The sequence below is a fragment of the Shinella sp. BE166 genome (genome assembly GCF_051201095.1).
Lineage (GTDB): Bacteria > Pseudomonadota > Alphaproteobacteria > Rhizobiales > Rhizobiaceae > Shinella > Shinella lacus.
The window spans coordinates 86,600-106,495 of the sequence record NZ_JBPEHL010000017.1; the positions used below are offsets into that span (position 1 = coordinate 86,600).

The 19,896-nt window shown below is 65.1% G+C and carries 12 protein-coding genes; 8 read left to right on the top strand and 4 right to left on the bottom strand.

The genetic code is table 11. From position 1 onward, the window contains the following. Window positions 1-64: 64 nt before the first annotated feature. Both J2Y63_RS29095 and J2Y63_RS29100 read left to right on the top strand, forming a co-directional pair. Entirely contained in the window at window positions 65-724 is a 660-nt protein-coding gene (locus J2Y63_RS29095; protein ID WP_435268976.1) for a YggS family pyridoxal phosphate-dependent enzyme, read from the top strand. A 136-nt stretch (window positions 725-860) separates the two neighbouring features. Then, window positions 861-2,765, top strand: a complete 1,905-nt coding sequence (locus J2Y63_RS29100) for a propionyl-CoA synthetase (RefSeq protein WP_435268977.1) — start codon at window positions 861-863, stop codon at window positions 2,763-2,765. A gap of 184 nt (window positions 2,766-2,949) precedes the next feature. Here the strand turns inward: J2Y63_RS29100 and J2Y63_RS29105 are convergent, their stop codons facing one another. Next, window positions 2,950-3,651, bottom strand: a complete 702-nt coding sequence (locus tag J2Y63_RS29105) for a DUF1013 domain-containing protein (RefSeq protein ID WP_256120473.1) — start codon at window positions 3,649-3,651, stop codon at window positions 2,950-2,952. 234 nt (window positions 3,652-3,885) lie between these two features. On the opposite strand from J2Y63_RS29105, the gene acs reads away from it, so the two are divergent. Further along, entirely contained in the window at window positions 3,886-5,841 is a 1,956-nt protein-coding gene (acs, locus tag J2Y63_RS29110; RefSeq protein ID WP_435268978.1) for an acetate--CoA ligase, read from the top strand. 223 nt (window positions 5,842-6,064) lie between these two features. Here acs and J2Y63_RS29115 read toward each other — a convergent pair whose 3' ends face one another. Continuing rightward, complete coding sequence (locus tag J2Y63_RS29115; protein WP_256120475.1) at window positions 6,065-6,262, bottom strand: DUF1674 domain-containing protein; 198 nt, start codon at window positions 6,260-6,262, stop codon at window positions 6,065-6,067. A gap of 158 nt (window positions 6,263-6,420) precedes the next feature. On the opposite strand from J2Y63_RS29115, the gene htpX reads away from it, so the two are divergent. The 4 genes from htpX to purH all read left to right on the top strand — a co-directional run bounded on the left by htpX (window position 6,421) and on the right by purH (window position 12,299). Continuing rightward, on the top strand, window positions 6,421-7,383 hold the full coding sequence (gene htpX / locus J2Y63_RS29120) for a zinc metalloprotease HtpX (protein ID WP_256120476.1): 963 nt from the start codon (window positions 6,421-6,423) through the stop codon (window positions 7,381-7,383). Beyond that, the gene (locus J2Y63_RS29125) at window positions 7,374-8,789 is read left to right on the top strand and encodes an RsmB/NOP family class I SAM-dependent RNA methyltransferase (protein WP_435269001.1); all 1,416 of its coding nucleotides are present in this window, start codon (window positions 7,374-7,376) and stop codon (window positions 8,787-8,789) included. The genes htpX and J2Y63_RS29125 overlap by 10 nt, the downstream gene beginning before the upstream one ends. A 116-nt stretch (window positions 8,790-8,905) precedes the next feature. After that, window positions 8,906-10,588, top strand: coding sequence for a heparinase II/III family protein (locus J2Y63_RS29130; protein ID WP_435268979.1), 1,683 nt, complete (start codon window positions 8,906-8,908; stop codon window positions 10,586-10,588). 100 nt (window positions 10,589-10,688) lie between these two features. Next, window positions 10,689-12,299, top strand: coding sequence for a bifunctional phosphoribosylaminoimidazolecarboxamide formyltransferase/IMP cyclohydrolase (gene purH / locus J2Y63_RS29135; protein WP_435268980.1), 1,611 nt, complete (start codon window positions 10,689-10,691; stop codon window positions 12,297-12,299). A gap of 188 nt (window positions 12,300-12,487) precedes the next feature. Here the strand turns inward: purH and J2Y63_RS29140 are convergent, their stop codons facing one another. Next, a complete protein-coding gene (locus J2Y63_RS29140; protein ID WP_435268981.1) occupies window positions 12,488-13,867 on the bottom strand; it encodes an MFS transporter in 1,380 nt (459 codons plus the stop codon). 89 nt (window positions 13,868-13,956) lie between these two features. Then, entirely contained in the window at window positions 13,957-18,738 is a 4,782-nt protein-coding gene (locus tag J2Y63_RS29145) for an NAD-glutamate dehydrogenase (RefSeq protein WP_435268982.1), read from the bottom strand. Window positions 18,739-19,015: 277 nt separating this feature from the next. Between J2Y63_RS29145 and pdxY the strand changes: the two genes are divergently transcribed. Continuing rightward, on the top strand, window positions 19,016-19,891 hold the full coding sequence (gene pdxY / locus J2Y63_RS29150) for a pyridoxal kinase PdxY (RefSeq protein WP_256120481.1): 876 nt from the start codon (window positions 19,016-19,018) through the stop codon (window positions 19,889-19,891). Window positions 19,892-19,896: the final 5 nt, after the last annotated feature.

Here is a 19,896-nt window from a genome sequence, read left to right on the forward strand (position 1 = left end):
CGCGGCTTGGCAAGCGGCGCCATTTTGGCTAGGTCCGGAGCATGATGCCGAAGGGAGAATGACCATGGACCTGCAGGACCGTCTCGAAGACGTTCGCAACCGAATGCGCAAGGCCGCCAGCGAGGCCGGCCGGGAGCCGCAGGCGGTGACGCTGGTCGCGGTCTCGAAGACCTTTGACGCGGACGCCATCCGTCCGGCGATCGCGGCCGGCCAGCGCGTCTTCGGCGAGAACCGCGTGCAGGAGGCGGAGGGCAAGTGGCCGGGTCTTCGCGCGGAGACGCCGGATATCGAGCTGCACCTGATCGGCCCGCTGCAATCCAACAAGACGGCCGAGGCCGTGGCGCTGTTCGACGTCATCGAGACGGTCGATCGCGAGAAGATCGCCCGCACCATCGCCGCCGAGATGGCGCGGCAGGGACGCAGCCTGCGGCTCTATGTGCAGGTCAATACCGGCCTTGAGCCGCAGAAGGCCGGCATTGCGCCGGACGATACGGTTGCCTTCGTTGCCTTCTGCCGCAACGAACTCGGCCTTTCGATCGAAGGGCTGATGTGCATTCCGCCGGCGGAGGAATATCCTGGGCCGCATTTCGCGCTGCTGGCGAAACTCGCTGAACGCTGCGGCCTCGAAAAGCTCTCGATGGGCATGTCGGGCGACTACGATGTTGCCATCGGCCTTGGCGCAACCAGCGTGCGCGTCGGCTCGGCGATCTTCGGGACGCGCTGATCGCGCTTCCGGTTTGACGAAGCGCAAGACGGCGGCCTGCCGTCTCAGGCTTTCGTCTGGCTTTGCGCATCGCGCGCCCTTCCCTATTCTCTTCATAGGAGAAACCGGCCGTTTCGCGGTCGGGTGGGAGGAAACGATGCCGAAAACATATGCCGAAACCTACCGGGCCTGGAAGGACGATCACAGGACGCATTGGACGGAGGCCGCGCGGGCGATCGACTGGTTCATGGAACCGGTGGAAATTTTCGATGGCGCGCAGGGCGTCTATGGGCGCTGGTTTCCGGATGCCGTGGGCAATACCTGCCACAATTGCGTCGACCGGCATGTGGCCGCGGGACGCGGCGATCAGGCGGCGCTGATCTACGATAGTCCGGTGACGGGCCGCAAGGCGCGCTACAGCTATGCCGACCTGCTTGCGCAGGTGAATGCCATGGCGGCCGTGCTTGTCGATCATGGCGTCGTAAAGGGCGACCGCGTCATTCTCTACATGCCGATGATCCCGGAGGCGATTTTCGCCATGCTCGCCTGCGCGCGCATCGGGGCGATCCATTCGGTGGTCTTCGGCGGTTTTGCCGCAAGCGAGCTGGCGGCACGCATCGACGATTCCACGGCGAAACTCGTCGTCACCGCAAGCTGCGGCGTGGAGCCGAACCGGGTGGTCGCCTACAAGCCGCTGCTCGATACGGCAGTCGAATTGGCGCGGCACAAGCCGGATCATTGCCTCGTGCTGCAACGCCCGGAGCTGGTCGCGGAGCTTCACGATGCACGCGATGTCGATCTCGGAGCGGCATTGGCGGCAGCGCGGGCCGCGGCGCGGGAAATCCCCTGCGCGTCACTCGCCGCGACCGACCCGCTTTATATCCTCTACACATCCGGCACGACCGGCCAGCCGAAGGGTGTCATCCGCGACAATGGCGGGCACATGGTGGCACTCGCCTGGACGATGCGGGCGCTTTACGGCGTGGAGCCGGGTGAAGTCTACTGGGCGGCCTCCGATATCGGCTGGGTCGTCGGCCATTCCTACATCGTCTATGCGCCACTTTTGAACGGCAGCACGACGGTGCTGTACGAGGGCAAGCCGGTCGGCACGCCGGATGCCGGGGCCTTCTGGCGGGTGGTGGAGGAGTACAAGGTCTCCGTGCTCTTCACAGCACCAACGGCATTCCGCGCGATCCGCAAGGAGGATCCGGAGGGGCTGCTGGTGAAACGCCATGACCTCTCCAGCCTGCGGGCGCTGTTTTTGGCGGGCGAGCGCGCCGATCCGGAGACGATCCGCTGGGCGGAGGCCGTGCTCGGCGTGCCGGTGGTCGATCACTGGTGGCAGACGGAGACGGGCTGGGCGATCGTCGGCAACCCGCTCGGCCTCGATCGGCTGCCCGTGAAACACGGCTCGCCCACCGTGCCGATGCCAGGCTACGAGCTGCATGTGCTGGACGATGCCGGCCATGAGGTGGCGTCGGGCACGCTCGGCAACATCGCCATCAAGCTTCCCCTGCCCCCGGGCTGCCTGCCGACCTTCTGGAATGCCGATGAGCGGTTCCACACCACCTGCCTTGCCGAGTTCCCCGGCTATTACAAGACGGCCGATGCCGGCTATGTGGACGAGGACGGCTACGTCTTCATCATGTCGCGCACCGACGACATCATCAACGTCGCCGGCCACCGGCTTTCGACGGGGGCAATGGAGGAGGTCTGCGCCAGCCATCCGGACGTCGCCGAATGCGCGGTCATCGGCGTAGCCGATGCGGTGAAGGGCCAGCTGCCGGCGGGCTTCCTCGTTTTGAAGAGCGGTGTTTCACGTGAATCATCGCTTGTGGAGCAGGAGGTGATCGCGCTGGTGCGCGAGCGCATCGGCCCGGTCGCCGCCTTCAAGACGGCGCTCTGCGTGAAACGCCTGCCGAAGACGCGCTCGGGAAAAATCCTGCGCGGCACCATGCAGAAGATCGCCGACAAGCAGGACTGGAAGATGCCCGCGACGATCGACGATCCGGCTATTCTCGACGAGATCGCCGAGGCGCTGTCGACGCGCCGGATCGGCTAGGGATTCCGGCGCGCACATATCTCTCCTCCGTCATGGTCGGGCTTGACCCGACCATCCAGCACGTCGAGCAAGCCGGTGGATCCTCGGGTCGAGCCCGAGGATGACGTCGTGGGGTTGGTAGGTTCCCAAATAAAAAAACCGGCCGCTTTGGGCGGCCGGTTTAAGATCTGCGATGGAGCGGCGCTTAGAAGCGCTCGTCTTCGTCCTCGTCGGGCGTTGCCGACTTCAGCGACTTGAGCTTGGCGAAGACGGCATCGGCGTCGATTTCCTTCTCCTCTTCCACATCGGTGCTGTAGGGCAGCTTTTCCGTTTCGCGGGCGGCTTCCAGCGTCGCGCCGAGTTCGGCGGCGGTCGGCAGCGGGCGGCCCTTCGAGGCGCGTTCGACTTCGAGGTCGAGGTCGATCTGCGAGCACAGGCCCAACGTCACCGGGTCCATCGGCGCGAGGTTGGCGGAGTTCCAGTGGGTGCGCTCGCGGATCTGCTCGATCGTCGACTTGGTCGTGCCGACGAGACGCGAGATCTGCGCATCCTTCAGTTCCGGATGGTTGCGCACGAGCCAGAGAATGGCGTTCGGGCGGTCCTGGCGCTTGGAGACCGGCGTGTAACGCGGACCCTTGCGCTTGGATTCCGGCACGCGGACCTTCGGTTCGGAAAGTTTCAGCTTGTGATACGGGTTGCCTTCCGCACGCGCGATCTCCTCGCGGGAAAGCTGGCCGGTGGAGATCGGGTCGAGACCCTTGATGCCCTGGGCCGATTCGCCGTCGGCGATCGCCTTCACTTCAAGCGGATGCAGTTTGCAGAATGTGGCGATCTGGTCGAACGACAGCGCCGTGTTGTCGACCAGCCAGACCGCGGTCGCCTTTGGCATGAGGAGCTGCTGAGCCATGCATATAGTCCTTCTGTCCGTCCGCGCCGGTGTCGCGGGTCGTGGGGTAGTTAACCACTATGTTCCGGGAATTCGGCCCTCTATAACGCCACTGTCGCAGAAATGCAATTCTTCAAGAGACAAATGACCTTTGTCTAATTGCCCGGGTGATTTGACCTGATATGTATGGCGCAGGAGGTGCGGGGCCGAAGGAGAATGCGGCTTCCCGCGCATGCGCAGTCAAGGGAGGCATGAATGTCCGCAAAGACCTATCCGGTCCTGAAATCCGCGAAAAACCGTGCGTTGATCGACAACGATACCTATCAGAAATGGTATCGCGAGAGCGTCGAGAACCCGGAGCGTTTCTGGGACAAGCACGGCATGCGGATCGACTGGTTCAAGCCCTATACCAAGGTCAAGAACACGTCCTTTAACGGCAAGGTCCCGATCAAGTGGTTCGAGGACGGCATCACCAACGTCTCCTACAATTGCATCGATCGCCACCTCAAGGCGCACGGCGATGACGTCGCCATCATCTGGGAAGGCGACAATCCCTATATCGACAAGAAGATCACCTATAACGAGCTCTACGAGCACGTCTGCCGCATGGCGAACGTGATGAAGAAGCACGGCGTCAAGAAGGGCGACCGTGTCACCATCTACATGCCGATGATCCCGGAAGCGGCCTATGCGATGCTCGCCTGCGCGCGCATCGGCGCCATCCATTCCGTGGTGTTCGGCGGCTTCTCGCCGGATGCGCTGGCCGGCCGTATCGTCGACTGCGAATCGACCTTCGTCGTCACCTGCGACGAGGGCGTGCGCGGCGGCAAGCCGATCCCGCTCAAGGAAAACACCGATACGGCGATCGACATCGCCGCCAAGCAGCACGTCATCGTCAACAAGGTGCTCGTCGTGCGCCGCACCGGCGGCAAGACCGGCTGGGCGCCCGGCCGCGACATCTGGCACCATCAGGAAGTGCTGACCGTGCCGCGCGATTGTCCGCCGGCAAAGATGAAGGCGGAAGATCCGCTCTTCATTCTCTATACGTCGGGTTCCACCGGCAAGCCGAAGGGCGTGCTGCACACCACGGCCGGTTACCTCGTCTATGCCTCGATGACGCACAAATACGTCTTCGACTACCAGGACGGCGACGTCTACTGGTGCACCGCCGATGTCGGCTGGGTCACCGGCCATTCCTACATCGTCTACGGGCCGCTGGCGAACCGCGCCACCACGCTAATGTTCGAAGGCGTGCCGAACTTCCCGGATGCCGGCCGCTTCTGGGAAGTGGTCGACAAGCACAAGGTCAACATCTTCTACACCGCGCCCACGGCGATCCGCGCGCTGATGGGCGCTGGCGATGCCTTCGTGAAACGCTCGTCGCGCTCGTCGATCCGCCTGCTCGGCTCGGTCGGCGAGCCGATCAACCCGGAAGCGTGGGAATGGTATTACAACGTTGTCGGCGAAGGCCGTTCGCCGATCGTCGATACCTGGTGGCAGACGGAGACCGGCGGCATCCTGATCACCCCGCTGCCGGGTGCGACGGACTTGAAGCCCGGCTCCGCGACGCGCCCCTTCTTCGGCATCAAGCCGGAGCTCGTCGACAATGAGGGCAATGTGCTGGAAGGTCCCGCGGACGGCAATCTCTGCATCACCGATAGCTGGCCGGGCCAGATGCGCAGCGTCTACGGCGATCACAAGCGCTTCGTCGAAACCTATTTTGCGACCTACAAGGGCAAATATTTCACGGGTGACGGCTGCCGCCGCGACGAGGACGGTTATTACTGGATTACCGGCCGCGTCGACGACGTGCTCAACATTTCCGGCCACCGCCTCGGCACGGCGGAAATCGAATCGGCCCTCGTCTCGCACCATCTGGTTTCGGAAGCCGCCGTCGTCGGCTATCCGCACAGCCTCAAGGGCCAGGGCATCTATTGCTACGTCTCGCTGATGGCCGGCGAAGAGGGCAACGACACGCTGCGCCAGGACCTCGTCAAGCATGTGCGCAAGGAGATCGGCCCGATCGCCACGCCGGACAAGATCCAGTTCGCGCCCGGCCTGCCGAAGACCCGCTCGGGCAAGATCATGCGCCGCATCCTGCGCAAGATCGCCGAGGACGATTTCGGTTCGCTCGGCGACACCTCGACGCTCGCCGATCCGGCCGTCGTGGACGACCTGATCGCCAACCGGCAGAACAAGGCCGCCGGCTGAGCGAGCCAACCGGCATAAAACAAAACGGCGGCCTCTGGCCGCCGTTTTCGTTGAACGGTCGTTTGCAGGAAAATTGTCTCCTCCCCTCTTCCGTCATCCTCGGGCTTGACCCGAGGATCCATGCGGCGGGTGGTGTGGATGGTCGGGTCAAGCCCGACCATGACGAGGGAGAGGTAGCTGGCTCCGGTGGGAGCCACATTATCTTGAGCCGGATTCCGCCCTCTCAGAAATCGATCGCCCGGCCCTTGATTTCCCAGTCGCCGAAGCGCGCGGGGTCGGCGCCGCCACGGCCGCCGATTTCGGGGGCGGGCTCGGCGGTTTTCTCGGCCTTGCGCCGTTCCTCGGCTTCCTGGAGGGCGCGCTGGGCGGCGGGCGGAAGCACTTTGCGGCCGTCAGAATGATTGTCGTTGTCGTTCTGCATGAAAATCGGCATCCTTCCCGGATATTGAAGAATTCCTGTTCGCTTACCATCATATAGAAGCGCGACGACGCTGTGGAAAGCGTTGATTCACGTGAAACACTCCCTTGACAACAGGGAAGAGCAACCGGGCCAAGAGACCCAACAGGAGCCGTAACCGTATGAACATCGTTCGCACAGCCATGCTTCTCGCCTTCATGACGGCGCTTTTCATGGGCGTGGGCCTGCTCATCGGCGGCAAGGGCGGCATGATGATCGCGCTTCTTGTCGCGATCGCCATGAATTTTTTCTCCTACTGGAATTCCGACCGCATGGTTCTGTCCATGTACGGGGCGAAGGAGGTCGATGAGCGTTCCGCGCCGGAATATTACGGCATCGTGCGCGACCTCGCCAAGCGTGCCGGCCTGCCCATGCCGCGCGTCTTCGTCATCAACAGCGACCAGCCGAATGCTTTCGCCACCGGCCGCAATCCGCAGAATGCCGCTGTCGCCGCCTCCACCGGCCTTCTCCAGGCGCTGAGCTACGAGGAGGTGGCGGGCGTGATGGCGCATGAACTGGCGCATATCCAGAACCGCGACACGCTGACCATGACGCTGACGGCGACGATTGCCGGCGCGATCTCCATGCTCGCCAACTTCGCCATGTTCTTCGGCGGCGGCAACCGGGAGAACAACAATCCGCTCGGCTTCATCGGTGTGCTGATCGCGATGATCGTTGCCCCCTTCGCCGCCATGCTGGTGCAGATGGCGATCAGTCGGACGCGCGAATATTCGGCCGACAAGCGCGGCGCGGAAATCTGCGGCAACCCGCTGTGGCTCTCCTCGGCGCTGAAGAAGATCGCCGTCGCGGCGGGCCGCGTGCCGAACGATGACGCCGAGCGCAATCCCGCGACCGCGCATATGTTCATCATCAATCCGCTGTCGGGCGAGCGCATGGACAACCTGTTTTCGACCCATCCGAACACGGAAAACCGCATCGCTGCGCTCGAGGAAATGGCCCGCGGCATGCAAGCGCGCTCGACGGAGCCGGTCCGGGCTGATAATCCCGTCCGCAAATCGCGCTCCGTTCCGACGACGGGCTGGGGACGCGGTGGTTCCGAACCACCCAAAGGTCCCTGGTCTTGAACGACGACAGAACGAAACACAGAGCGCATCCGAAACGCAATGCCGGCGGCCGCGGGCCGAAGGCGCCCGAGGCGGATGTGGGCTATCCGGAAAAGCCCGGCCTGCGCGCCCGCCAGGCCGCCGCCAAGATCCTTGCCGCCGTGGTGGACCGCAGGACGCCGCTTGACGGCATGCTCGACTTCGAAAACGGCAATCCGGCCTACCGGCAGCTCAACGATGCCGACCGCGCCCTGGTCCGCGCCATCCTCAACACGGCGCTGCGCCACCTGCCGCGTATCGATGCCATCATGGACACGCTGGTCGGCACGCCGCTGCCGGAGGGCGCGCGCGCGCTGCACCATGTGCTGACGGTCGCCGCCGCGCAGATCCTCTATCTCGACGTGCCGGATCATTCCGCCGTTGATCTCGCGGTCGAACAGGCCCAGATCGACCCGCGCAACCGCCGCTTCGCCAGCCTCACCAACGCCGTGCTGCGGCGCCTGGCACGCGAAAAGGCCTCGCATCTGACGGCCACCCGCACGGTCCCCGTCATTCCGCCCTGGTTCCATGAGCGTCTCGTCGCCATCTACGGCCGCGAGCACACCGCGCGTATCAACGACGCGCTGCTCCAACCCTCCACCATAGATCTGACAGTCAAATCCGATCCGGACGGCTGGGCCGCGAGGTTCAGCGGCCTCGTGCTGCCCACCGGCTCCGTCCGCCTGCCTGTCGCCTCGGGCGCCATTCCGGCGCTCGAAGGTTTCGAGGCCGGTGAATGGTGGGTGCAGGATGCGGCGGCGAGCCTGCCGGCAAAACTCTTCCGCGACCTTGCCGGCAAACGTGTCGCCGATCTCTGCGCCGCGCCCGGCGGCAAGACCGCGCAGCTTGCCGCGGCGGGTGCCGTGGTGACGGCGCTCGACCAGTCCGCCAACCGGTTGAAGCGGCTCGCCGGCAATCTGGAGCGTCTCGGCCTTTCCGCGACCGTGGTGGAAGCCAATATGGCGGATTACCGGCCGGACGAACTGTTCGACGCCGTGCTGCTCGACGCGCCCTGCTCTTCCACCGGCACGATCCGCCGCCATCCCGACGTGCTCTGGACCAAGGGTCCGGAGGATATCGAAAAGCTTGCCCGGTTGCAGGAGCGCCTGCTGCGCCATGCGCTGACGCTCGTGAAGCCCGGCGGCGAGCTGGTGTTTTCGAATTGCTCGCTCGATCCGATCGAGGGCGAGGAGATGATCGCCCGCGTTCTCGCCGACAATCCGGGCTGGCGCATCGAGCCCGTCGACCCAGCCGATTGGCCGGGCCTGGAGGCGGCGATCTCCCGCCGCGGCGAATTCCGCACCACGCCTGCCATGCTGCCCGCGACGGACACGCATGCCGGCGGCGTGGACGGGTTTTACGCCGTACGGCTCAGCCATGGCGGCTGAGCTGGAAAAATCGCCCCGAAATGCTTCCGAAGTCATCAACAGCCCATCAGCAGTCGATGAATTGACGCCGCTTGCCTCCTCAGCCTACCTATAGGTTCAGGAGGCATTCGTTAACCATGCAGCTTTCCGACAGGCAGCGGCTACTCTATCTGTATATGCGTGAGGGTTGGCGCCGTTTCTCGCGTAGGCTTGCCTTGGGACGAATCAGCGCCATGCGCTTTTCCGGCGGTACGCCGGACCGGCTGATCGTTGCGCCGACGGACCTGCATCCGGCCGACCTCTTTGCCGGCGAAGAAATCGTCGGGGGTCGCTTTCCGCTCGCCGGGCGCATTCTCGAATGCGAGGGCGAATCACCCTTCGCGCTGGAGCTTCCCTCGGAAGAATTCGCCGTCCGCCTGCATTCCTTCGGCTGGCTTCGCCATATGCGCCTCGTCGATCCGGAAAAGGCGGCGCTGACGGCCCGCTTCATCGTCGATGACTGGTTGCAGAGCCACGGCCGTTACATCGGCGGGCTGGCCTGGCGGCCGGATGTCGCGGCGCAGCGCATCATTGCGTGGCTGTCCCATTCGCCGGTCGTGCTGAAGGATGCCGATTACCCCTTCTATCGCCGCTTCCTGAAGAGCCTCGCCTTCCAGGTGCGCTACCTTCGCCACGTCGCCGATACGACGCGTGATGGCGAGCCGCGGCTTCGGGTGCGCATCGCGCTCGCCATGGCCTCCATCGCCATGCCGGCCTCCCCCTCGCGCATGCGCAAGGCCGCGCGCCATCTCGACGAGGAGCTCGACCGGCAGATCCTTCCCGATGGCGGCCATTGCTCACGCAATCCGCGGGCAGCCCTCGACGTGCTGCTCGACCTGCTGCCGCTGCGCCAGACCTATGTCAATCTCGGCCATGACATGCCGGCGCAGCTCATTCCCTCCATCGACCGCATCTATCCGGCGCTGCGCTTCTTCCGCCACCAGGGCGGCGAACTCGCGCTGTTCAACGGCGCGACCTATACACTGGCGCACGAGCTGATGTCGGCGCTGCGCTACGACGAGACCGGCGGGTCGCCCTTCAAGGCCCTGCCGTCGAGCAATTACGATCGCCTGGCGGTGAAGGAGACGGTCGTGCTGATGGATACCGGGGTGCCGCGCTCGGTCGATCTTTCGGCAACGGCCGCCGCCGGCGCGCTGTCCCTCGAAATGTCGTCGGGGAAGAACCGCTTCATCGTCAATTCCGGCCGGCCGCGCTTTGCCGGCGAGGCGCTGCGGCAATTGTCGCGCACCACGGCGGCCCATTCGGTCGCGACGCTCAACGACACGTCTTCCGCACGCATCTCCACCTCGCGCTTCATCGGGCCGATCGTCGTCGGCGGTATTTCCAAGGTCGATGTGTCGCGTGCCGAGCGCCAGTCCGGCGCCGACAGCGTGACGGCGACCCATGACGGCTACCTCAAGCGCTTCGGCCTGCTCTATGAGCGCGACATCCTTGTCGCAGCGACGGGCAGCGAGATTCGCGGCCGCGAACGGTTCTACAAGCCGAGCGACCCGGATGGCGCCATCGAGAAGGGCACGGCGGTGGTACGCTTCCACATCCACCCGACCATCCAGCTCTACCGGGTCTCCGCCAACGAGACGCGGCTCATCGCGGTGGATGGCGAGGCCTGGGCGCTGACCTGCGTCGATGTGCCGGTGGAAGAGGAGGAGGACGTCTTCTTCGCCGATCCCTCCGGCGTGCGCGCCTCGCGCCAACTGACGCTCACCATGCCGCTGGCCAGGGTGGCGGAAATTCAATGGTCGCTGGCGCGACAACGCTGAGACGTCAGGACGTTTCGCGGTTTTCTCGCGGGCGCGCCTGTGATAACGGGGCGCATGACCATCCGGCCCCTCCCTCCCGGGCCGCAGAACGGAGCGCCCCATGGCCGTCATTTCCAAGAAAATCCCCGCCCCCGATCGCGTCGCCATCCGCACGGCGCTGCTGTCCGTGTCCGACAAGGCGGGCATCGTCGATCTCGCCCGCGCCCTTGCCGAAAAGGGCGTGCGGCTGCTGTCGACCGGCGGCACGCACAAGGCGCTGAGCGACGCCGGCCTCGCGGTGACCGACGTTTCCGAGGTCACGGGCTTTCCGGAAATCATGGACGGCCGCGTCAAGACGCTGCATCCCGCCGTGCATGGCGGCTTGCTGGCGATCCGTGATGACGCGGAACATGTCGAGGCGATGAAGGCGCACGGCATCGGCGCGATCGACCTCGCCGTCATCAACCTCTACCCGTTCGAAGAGGTGCGCGCCAAGGGCGGCGACTACCCGACGACCGTCGAAAACATCGACATCGGCGGCCCGGCGATGATCCGCGCGTCCGCCAAGAACCACGCCTATGTGACCATCGTCACAGACCCGGCCGACTACCCTGCCCTCATCGAGGAACTCGCCGACGGCGCAACCTCCTATGCCTTCCGCCAGCGTCTCGCGGCCAAGGCCTATGCCCGCACGGCAGCCTATGACGCCGCGATCTCCAACTGGTTTGCCGAAGTGCTCGACATCGCCATGCCGCGCCACCGCGTGCTCGGCGGTGTGTTGAAGGAAGAGATGCGCTACGGCGAGAACCCGCACCAGAAGGCGGGCTTCTACGTCACCGGCGAGAACCGTCCCGGTGTCGCGACGGCGACGCTGCTGCAGGGCAAGCAGCTTTCCTACAACAATATCAACGATACGGACGCCGCCTTCGAGCTCGTCGCCGAGTTCATGCCGGAAAACGGCCCGGCCTGCGCGATCATCAAGCACGCCAATCCCTGCGGTGTAGCCACCGGCAAGACGCTGAAGGATGCCTATGCGCGGGCGCTCGCCTGCGATCCGGTCTCGGCCTTCGGCGGCATCATCGCGCTCAATTCGACGCTCGACGGCGAGACGGCCGAGGAGATCGTCAAGCTGTTCACCGAGGTCATCATCGCGCCGGATGCGGATGAGAAGGCGCGCGCCGTCATTGCCGGCAAGCCGAACCTTCGCCTGCTGGTGACCGGTGCCCTGCCCGATCCGCGTACGCCCGGCCTTTCCGCCAAGACGGTCTCCGGCGGATTGCTCGTGCAGAGCCGCGACAACGGCATGGTCGAGGATCTCGAACTCAAGGTCGTCACCAAGCGCGCGCCGACGGCGCAGGAGCTGGTGGACATGAAGTTCGCCTTCAAGGTGGCCAAGCACGTCAAGTCGAACGCCGTGGTCTATGCCAAGGACGGCCAGACCGCCGGCATCGGCGCCGGCCAGATGAGCCGCGTCGATTCCGCCCGCATCGCCGGCCTGAAGGCCGAGGACGCCGCAAAGGCGATGGGCCTTGCCGAGCCGCTGACGCGCGGGTCGGCCGTTGCCTCGGAAGCCTTCCTGCCCTTCGCCGACGGCCTGCTTTCGGCAATCGCCGCGGGCGCCACGGCCGTTATCCAGCCCGGCGGCTCGATGCGCGATGCGGAAGTGATTGCCGCCGCCGACGAGGCCGGCGTCGCCATGGTCTTCACCGGCATGCGCCACTTCCGGCATTGAGCCGGATTCTTCGCGGGGCTTAAAACGTCGGCGTTAACCGCAACCCCTCCTCCGTCATGCTCGGGCTTGACCCGAGCATCCACCGCAGCGGACGAGACGTGGATCCTCGGCTCAAGGCCGAGGATGACGTTGGGGGTGCGGCAAGGTTGTCATGAAGCTGACGCCCCGCTTGCGGGGCGTTTTGCGTTTCAGGTCTTGTTGGCCGGATAGGGCGTGCGCAGCAGGAGCAGGAAGCCGACGACGAGGAAGGCGATCAGCGCCATCATGCCGATGCGGGCGGAACCCGTCGCGGTGGTGATGAGGGCGACGGAGAGTGGCGCGAGGAACGACGTGGCGCGGCCGGACAGGGCATAGAGGCCGAAATAGCGGCCCGCCTCGTCCGGATGGATGCTTTGCGCGAGATAGGAGCGGGCCGAGGCCTGGACGGGGCCGAAGGCGACGCCGATCAGCAGGCCGTAGAGGATATAGGCCTTTTCCGCGGCGGTGGCGAACAGGCCGCCGGAATCGGCGGTCGGCAGCGGGATCAGGCCGAACAGGGTGAAACCGGGGCCGGTGGAGACGATGCCGACGGTGGCGATGGTCAGGCAGACGAGGCTCATTACCACGACGGTCTTGGAGCCGAGCCGCTTGTCCAGCCGGCTGGCATAAAGGCAGCCGCCGATCGCCACCACGTTGAGAATGATGCCGTAGATGCCGAGTTCGAAGGTCTGCCAGGCGAACATGCCGGCGGCGAAGGTGCCGCCGAGCGCCAGCAGGCCGTTGACGCCGTCCTGGTAGATCATGCGGGCGATGAGGAAGCGCAGGATGCCGGGCTTCTTCTTAAGATCGCGCAGCGTCGCGGAAAGATCGGCGAGGCCGGCGCGCACGGCAGCGGCGATCGGCAATCCTTTCTCCTGATCCGGCGTGAAGAAGAACATCGGCAGGATGAAGACGAGATACCACAGCGCCGAGATCGGCCCGGTGATGCGGGCGTCCTCGCCGGCGGCAGTGTCGAGGCCGAAGAGCGGGGCGATGCCGATTGCCGTCTTGCCGGTCTCGGGATTGGCGGCGAGGAGCGCGACGACGGCGATCAGCACGATCATGCCGCCGAGATAGCCGAGGCCCCAGGCGATGTTGGAGATGCGGCCGGCATCCTCGGGACGCACGAGGCGCGGCATCATCGAATCGTTGAAGACGATGGAGAATTCGGCCGCGACTGTCGCCAGCACGATCATCGCCATGGCGAACAGCAGGCCCGAGCCCGGTGCGGCATTCCAGAGTGCGGCGAGCGACAGGATCTTGATCACCGCAAAGACAGCTATCCAGGGTTTTCTCGCGCCGGAGGCGTCGGCGATCGAGCCCATGATGGGGGCGAGCAGTGCGATCAGGGTGCCGGAAAGGGTGAGCGTATAGCTCCAGGCCGCCTGGCCAGCGGCGTGGTCCTCGGTGAGGCGCGAGACGAGGTAGGGGCCGAAGATGAAGGTGGTGATGACCGTGAAGAAGGGTTGCGCCGCCCAGTCGAACAGCATCCAGCCCGTGATGCCGGCCCGGCTTGTGCGCGGCTCCCGGCTTTCCGTCGCGATCGTCATCGCCCCTCCAATTCGCGGGGGCGACGACTGTGCGCCCGTCCGATGCCGGCTAACGGAGCCTTCGCTCCATCAGCCGGCACGGGACTTTGTCACTTCGACCGTGCCTGTGCAAGGTCGCTCAGGATGCCGGCGGCGACGCTCACCTTGGCGAGCGTGGCTTCGCCCGTTTCGGTCAGCGCCGAGAGGTTTGCCGTCACGCGGGCGAGCCGTTCCTTGTCGGCCTGCTGCCAGGTCGCAAGCGGCGCCTTTTCGCCCTTGTGGCCGGTCAGCACGACGCTCGCGAGATCCCGGCGGGCATTGGCGATGTCGGTGAGGCTGCGCTGCAGGGCGAGCGACTCGTAGAGATCGCCGGTCGGGATGCGGCTTGCCGCGGAAAGCAGTCGGCCGATATTGAGCGCCGCGCTGATGCCGGCAAAGGTCTGCGCCGTCTTGCCGAGCGTGTCGCCGGTCGCCGATGCGATCAGCATCACCTCCGGCACGAAGGTCAGCATGGACAGCGTGGCGATCTCCTCCGCCAGGTCCGCCGGCACGCCCTCGTCCTCATAGGCGTGGGCCTTGCGGCGTGCCTCGTCGCCGGCGGCTTCCGAGATCAGCGTCGAGAGCTGCGGGCGAAGCTGCTTCAGTGCCTGCTTGAGCTTGTGCACCGCCTGGTCCAGCGGGCCGGACACCGCACCGGTCGTCAGCAGCAAGCTGGTAACGGTGGCGTAGATGCGGCCGATCTCCTCGTAGAGTTCGTTCTGAACGGCACCCGCCACCAGCGTGTCGAGCGCGTCGACACCGGCATAGAGGGCTGCGAGGCCGTAGCCATCGCGGGCGATGACGGCGGCCTTCACGGCATCCGCCGGGCCGAAGCCGGTGCCGTCGGTCAGCGAATTGATGAAGGCCGGGCCGCCGCGGTTGATCACCTCGTTGGCGAGGATCGTCGCGATGATCTCGCGGCGCAGGCGATGCGAGCGGATGTCGTCGCCATAAGTCTTCTGCATCTTCGCCGGGAAGTAGCTGATCAGCGTCGGCTCGAAATAGGGCTCGTCCGGCAGGCCGGTATGCACGAGTTCATCGAACAGCACGAGCTTGGCATAGGAGAGCAGCACGCCGATCTCCGGCCGGGTCAGCGGCTTGCCGGCCTGGTAGCGCTCGGCGACCGTGCGGTCGTCGGGCAGCGTCTCGACCTTGCGGTTGAGCTGTCCGGCGGCCTCGAAGCGGTCCATCAGGCGTGTCAGCGGCGCGCGGTTGGCGGCACCCTGCTTTTCCGTCAGCGAAATCGCCAGCGATTGCAGGTAGTTGTTGCGCAGCACGAGGTGGCCCACCTCGTCCGTCATCGAGGCGAGCAGCACGTTGCGCTTGGCGCGCGTCAGCCGCTCGTCGCGCATGGCGGAGGCGAGCGCGATCTTGATGTTGACCTCGACGTCCGACGAATTCACGCCGGCCGAGTTGTCGATGGCATCCGAGTTGCAGCGTCCGCCCTTCATGGCGAAGGCGATGCGGCCGCGCTGGGTGACGCCGAGGTTGGCGCCCTCGCCGATCACCTTTGCACGAAGATCGTCAGCGACGATGCGGATCGGGTCGTTGGCGCGGTCGCCCACCTCCGCGTCCGTCTCGTTCTGGCCGCGGATATAGGTGCCGATGCCGCCGAACCACATCAGGTCGACCGGCGCCTTGAGGATCGCCGTCATGATCTCGAACGGCGTCGCCTTGGCCTTGTCGATGCCGATGACGGCCATGGCTTCAGCCGTCAGCGTCACGGATTTCTCCGTGCGCGGAATGATCATCGCGCCCTTGGAGAGCACCGAGCGGTCATAATCCTGCCAACTGGAGCGCGGCAAAGCGAACATGCGGCGGCGCTCGGCGAAGGACGTATCGGTATCCGGATTCGGATCGATGAAGATGTCGCGGTGGTCGAAGGCGGCCACGAGCCGGATTTTTCGCGACAGCAGCATGCCGTTGCCGAAGACGTCGCCCGACATGTCGCCGACGCCGGCGACGGTAAAGGGCGTCTTCTGGATGTCGATGTTCATCTCGCGGAAGTGGCGCTTGACCGTCTCCCAGGCGCCGCGGGCCGTGATGCCCATCTTCTTGTGGTCGTAGCCGGCCGAACCGCCGGAGGCAAAAGCGTCGTCGAGCCAGAAGCCGGCTTCCTGCGCCAACCCGTTCGCCGTGTCGGAGAAGGTCGCCGTGCCCTTGTCGGCCGCGACGACGAAATAGGGATCGTCGCCATCGAGGCGGACCGTATCGGCCGGCGGCACGACGTCCTGGCCGACGATGTTGTCGGTGACGGAGAGCAGCGTGCGGATATAGGTCTTGTAGGCCTCGGTGCCGGCCTTGAAGATCGCATCGCGGCTGCCGCCGGCGGGAAGCTGCTTCGGATAGAAGCCGCCCTTTGCGCCGACCGGCACGATGACCGAGTTCTTGACCTGCTGCGCCTTCACGAGGCCGAGCACTTCCGTGCGGTAGTCCTGCGCGCGGTCCGACCAGCGGAGACCCCCGCGGGCGACCTTGCCGAAGCGCAGGTGCACGCCTTCCACCTCGGCGCCGTAGACGAAGATCTCGCGGAAGGGCCGTGGTTCCGGCAGGCCGTCCAGCGCTTTCGGATCGAGCTTGATCGCCAGCGTCTTGCGCGGCTTGCCGTCGGCGTCGCGCTGGAAATAGTTGGTGCGCAGCGTCGCCTGGATGGCGTTGACGTAGCGGCGGAGAATGCGGTCCTCGTCGAGGCTCGGCACGTTGGCGAGCGCTTCTTCGATCGCCGTGGCCGTCTCGCCGGTCTTCTTCTCGCGCTGGCGATCCGAAAATTTCGGGTCGAGGCGGGTCTTGAACAGGCGGAAGAGGTTGGCGGCGATGGGCGGGTACTTGTTCAGCGTATCGGCGATATAGCCCTGCGAATAGGGAATGCCGGTCTGGCGCAGGTAGCGCGAATAGGTGCGCAGCGCCATGATCTCGCGGGCGGAAATGCCAGCGGTCAGGATGAGGCGGTTCAGCGCGTCGTCGTCGACCTCGCCATGCCAGGCCGCAAGGAACGCTTCCTCCAGCATCGGGCTCAGCTTGTCGAGATTGATCTCGATGCCGTCGCGGTGCTTGAGCTCCATGTCGTGCAGGATGACCCGGCGCTGTTCACCGTCGAAACCGGCGACCGTGAGGTCGTGCGTCTGTTCGCTGACGACGTTGAAGCCGAGGTTTTCCAGCAGCGGCACGCGGCGCGACAGCGAAACGGGCTCGCCGGCATGGAAGATCTTCAGCTCGACCGTGCTGAGGTCGTTGTTCCAGGCCTTGCGGTAGAAGGAAATGCGGATCGGGTCGTCCGGCGTCGCCGTTGAAATGAGGGCGAGGTCGGCATGGGCCTCGGCGGGCATGAAGTCCTCCTGGTAGCCGCGATCGGTGACCAGACGCAGGCCATCGCCGCCGGAGAGCGTTTCGAAGCGATCCGTCCAGCGCGTGGCGATCTCGCGCACGGCCTGTTCCAGCTTCGGCTGCGGAATGCGTGGCGTCTTGCCGCCGGAACGGCCGATGATGAAATGCACGCGGGCAAGCCCACCCTCCGGGAAAGCCGGGTAATAGGCGGAGACGCGGCCATCGTAAGCCGACTTCAGATAGTTGCCGATCTTTTCGCGCACGTCGGAATCATATTGTTCGCGCGGCACGTAGACGATGACGGAGACGAAGCGGTCGAACCGGTCGATGCGCGGCAGCACGCGGATGCGCGGGCGGTCGGACAGTTCGTTGATCTGCTCGCAGAAGGTGGCGAGCAGGCCGGTGTCGATCTGGAAGAGATCGTCGCGCGGGTAGGATTCCAGCGTGTTGATCAGCATCTTGCCGGAATGGCTCTTCGGGTCGTAGCCGAAATGCTCGATGACCTGAGCCACCTTGGAACGCAAAAGCGGGATCTGGCCGGCGGCATGCGTATAGGCGGTAGAGGTGAAGAGGCCGACGATGCGCAGTTCGCCGATCACCTTGCCCTTCTCGTTGAACCGCTTCAGGCCGATATAATCCATATAGGCGCGGCGGTGCACGAGGGATTTCACATTGGCCTTGGTGACGATCAGGAAATCCGGGCCTTCGAGGAATTCGAGGATTTCCGGCGTCGTCGTCACGGCGTCCTTGCCGAGGCGCAGCACGCGCACGTCGGGATCGGAGAGGATGCCGAGCCCTTCGCCGCCGCGCTCCACGGTCGCCTGCTCGCCCTTGCCGGAATAGCTGTATTCCCGCATGCCGAGGAAGGTGAAGTTGTTGCTGCGCAGCCAGGTCATGAAGGCGAGGGCTTCATCCTTGTCGGCCTTGGCCTTGGCGTAACGCTCCATGTCGGCCATGGCGCTGTCGAGTTTTTCCACCATGGCGGGCCAGTCGTCGACGGCCTGGTGAACCTGGTTCAGCACGGTGTTCACGCGCTCGACGAGCAAGGCGGCCTCGCCCGGTGCGAGTTCCGACAGGTGGATCTCGATATGGCTGACCCGGTGTGCCGGGTCGCTTTCCTCGTCCGGCGAGAAGAGTTTCGGCGTTTCGCCGGGGGTCACGACGAGGATCGGGTGGACCGCGAGGTGGATGTCGCGGTGTGTGCTCGTCACTTCGCCCATCACCGAATCGTAGAGGAACGGCTGGTTGCGGTCGGTGACCGAGAGCACGGAGACGGGCTCGCCCTCCGGGCGAACCTCCGGCAGCGTGGTGACGGTGACGCGCGGCGTGGCACCGTCCCAGGCCTCGATTTCGGCCATGGCATGGGCGGCGGCAACCGCCAGCATCGGGCCGGTATAAAGCTCGATGTCGTCCTTGCTGGCACGCCCGAACAGGATGTCGGGGTTTAGTGTTTTTGCGCCGAGGGCGGCAGCTGCAGCCTTTGCGGCTTCGATGTGTTTTTCTCGTTTCACGTTGGTCCGGGCACCCATGGAATTCTCCCTCGAATCCGATGGCCGGACGTTAGCAGAAGAAAAAATACCTGCGACGAAATTTGTGGAATCGTCAGAAAATTCAATCGATTTTGTCCGGAATAGGTCAGTTACACTGTCGTTTCGCCCAGGAATTCCGGTTTTTTTGACGAAAAGACGTCACAAACCGGTCATGCGGGGCGATCGGCGGTGTCGCGCGAGAGGTGGATGGCAGGGCGGGCGTTGACAGGCTCGGACCCCCTTGTCATCACTCGACGGGACGAAAGGGAGCCGGCTTATGAACGAGAGCGACAAGGGCACGGTCATCGTGATTTCGAGCCATGTGGTGCGCGGCACGGTCGGCAACCGCGCCGCCGTCTTCGCGCTCGAGACGCTCGGGCACCCGGTCTGGGCGCTGCCGACGGTCATCCTGCCCTGGCATCCGGGACACGGAAAATCGACCCGCGTGGCGATCTCAGCCGAGGATTTCGATGCGATGATCTCCGACCTTTTGCGCGCGCCCTGGCGCGGCGAGGTGAAGGCGGTGTTGTCGGGCTATCTCGGCAGTGCCGCGCAGGTGGCTTCCGTGGCGCGCCTTGTGTCGGGGCTCAAGGCGGAAAATCCGGACCTTCTCTATATGTGCGATCCGGTCTGCGGCGATGAGAGCGGCCTTTATATCGCGGAAGAGACGGCGGTGGCGATCCGCGACCGGCTGATTCCGCTCGCCTCGATCGCCACGCCCAACCGGTTCGAGCTGGCCTGGCTTTCCGGCGCGCCGCTGGAAACCAATGCGGCGGTCATGGAGGCGGCGCTGTCGCTCGGCCCGTCGCGCATGCTGGTCACCTCTTCGCTGCCGCTGATGGCGGGCAGTACGGGCAATCTCTATCTTTCCGGGCGCAGCGCGCTTCTGGCGGAACACCGCCTTGTGCCCAACCCGCCGAACGGCACCGGCGACCTGCTTTCGGCGATCTTCCTCTCCCGGCTGATGGAAGGCCTGGCGGAAGAACGGGCCTTGATGATGGCGACGGCCAGCGTCTTCGAGATCGTCGCGCGCACCGCCAAGCGCGGTGCGGACGAGCTGACGCTGGAACAGGATGCCGGCAGCATTTCCACGCCCATGGCCATGGTGCACATGCGCCGCCTCCTGCATCCGGCGCAGACCAAACGGCCCTGAATCGT

Excerpts from the sequence above, each read along its gene's own strand:
- J2Y63_RS29095 (WP_435268976.1), top strand. The coding sequence starts at position 65 with ATGGACCTGCAGGACCGTCTCGAAGACGTTCGCAACCGAATGCGCAAG.
- J2Y63_RS29100 (WP_435268977.1), top strand. The coding sequence starts at position 861 with ATGCCGAAAACATATGCCGAAACCTACCGGGCCTGGAAGGACGATCAC.
- J2Y63_RS29105 (WP_256120473.1), bottom strand. The coding sequence starts at position 3,651 with ATGGCTCAGCAGCTCCTCATGCCAAAGGCGACCGCGGTCTGGCTGGTC.
- acs (WP_435268978.1), top strand. The coding sequence starts at position 3,886 with ATGTCCGCAAAGACCTATCCGGTCCTGAAATCCGCGAAAAACCGTGCG.
- J2Y63_RS29115 (WP_256120475.1), bottom strand. The coding sequence starts at position 6,262 with ATGCAGAACGACAACGACAATCATTCTGACGGCCGCAAAGTGCTTCCG.
- htpX (WP_256120476.1), top strand. The coding sequence starts at position 6,421 with ATGAACATCGTTCGCACAGCCATGCTTCTCGCCTTCATGACGGCGCTT.
- J2Y63_RS29130 (WP_435268979.1), top strand. The coding sequence starts at position 8,906 with ATGCAGCTTTCCGACAGGCAGCGGCTACTCTATCTGTATATGCGTGAG.
- purH (WP_435268980.1), top strand. The coding sequence starts at position 10,689 with ATGGCCGTCATTTCCAAGAAAATCCCCGCCCCCGATCGCGTCGCCATC.
- J2Y63_RS29140 (WP_435268981.1), bottom strand. The coding sequence starts at position 13,867 with ATGACGATCGCGACGGAAAGCCGGGAGCCGCGCACAAGCCGGGCCGGC.
- J2Y63_RS29145 (WP_435268982.1), bottom strand. The coding sequence starts at position 18,738 with ATGGGTGCCCGGACCAACGTGAAACGAGAAAAACACATCGAAGCCGCA.
- pdxY (WP_256120481.1), top strand. The coding sequence starts at position 19,016 with ATGAACGAGAGCGACAAGGGCACGGTCATCGTGATTTCGAGCCATGTG.